This is a genomic window from Sulfurovum xiamenensis (assembly GCF_030347995.1).
GTDB classification, from domain to species: domain Bacteria; phylum Campylobacterota; class Campylobacteria; order Campylobacterales; family Sulfurovaceae; genus Sulfurovum; species Sulfurovum xiamenensis.
Genome location: NZ_JAQIBC010000021.1, coordinates 1 through 1,179, shown reverse-complemented (window position 1 = coordinate 1,179; position 1,179 = coordinate 1). Strand labels below are relative to the sequence as shown.

Annotated in this window: 2 protein-coding genes; both read right to left on the bottom strand. The window is 36.6% G+C overall.

Annotated elements, in window-relative coordinates; translation table 11 throughout:
* The coding region (locus PF327_RS11490) for a P-II family nitrogen regulator (protein ID WP_434481335.1) at positions 1–164 on the bottom strand (164 nt) is incomplete at its 3' end.
* 11 nt (positions 165–175) lie between these two features.
* Positions 176–1,150 carry a sodium-dependent bicarbonate transport family permease gene (locus PF327_RS11375; protein ID WP_289402672.1) on the bottom strand — a complete coding sequence of 325 codons (975 nt, stop codon included), beginning with the start codon at positions 1,148–1,150 and terminating at the stop codon, positions 176–178.
* Positions 1,151–1,179 lie beyond the last annotated feature (29 nt).

The window sequence follows — 1,179 nt, the reverse complement described above, 5'->3', positions numbered from 1 at the left end:
TTATTGCTAAGAAGATCATTCGCTTCATCAGCAGTTTTTAGTCCATGACTTCCATACCCCTCTATATCTCTGATAATGGTATAACCTGTCACATCAGCTTCTTTAAATATCTCTAAGACTCTATTTGTATAAATAGATTCGATGATGACTTCAACTTTTTTCATTTTTTTCATTTTTAACCCCACAAAATAGTTATAAAGTAGTAGTATAGCGGTATCCCTAAAGAGATGTTAAAAGGGAAAGTTACCGCTAGACTCAATGGCAGATAAAGCCCAGGATTGGCTTCAGGTACAGACAACCTCATAGCCGCAGGCACTGCAATATAAGAAGCACTTCCCGCAAGTAATGACAGCAATAAAGTATCTCCTTGTGACAGTTCAAAGAAGTACCCTAATAGAATAGCAACGGATGCATTAAATATAGGCATAGCGATTGCAAACATAATGAGGAATAATCCGACTTTTTTTAACTCATAAATTCTTTTTGCTGCAACCAATCCCATATCAAGAAGGAAAAATGCCAGCATTCCTTTAAACAGAGTCCCAAACAGTGGCTCCATAGAATTCCAGCCCTTTTCTCCGGTCACAATACCAATGATCAAAGCACCTACCAACAAATAGACTGATGGATTTAAAAATGCCTCTCTAAAGATCTCTTTCCAATCTGTCTCTTTTTTATCTTCAGAACCTCTTGCAAACAGTGTAGCAAAAACAAGTCCTACTACAATAGCCGGAGACTCCATCAGTGCCATTCCTGCTACCATATAGCCCCCATATTCAACGCCAATAGTTTGAAGGTAGGTAATCCCAGTGATAAACGTTACCGCACTGATAGATCCATAAGTAGCAGCGATAGCAATGGCATTATAGTTATCCAATTTCACACGTAAAATAAAATAGCTATAGATCGGTACAATGATCGCCATTAGAATTGCTAAGGAAAGTGCAGTAAATATGTAGGTATTTAAACCACTATGCGAAAGTTCATATCCTCCATGAAGCCCAATAGCTATCAAAAGGTACAATGAAAAAAGTTTAGGTAAAGGCTGAGGGATTGATAATTCTGATTTGAAAAAAACAGCTAACATACCGAGCAAAAAGAATAGTATGGGTGGATTTAAAATATTTTGAAGTATTAAATCGATATTCATAAGGAATCTCCTAAAAACATTTGTAAGAT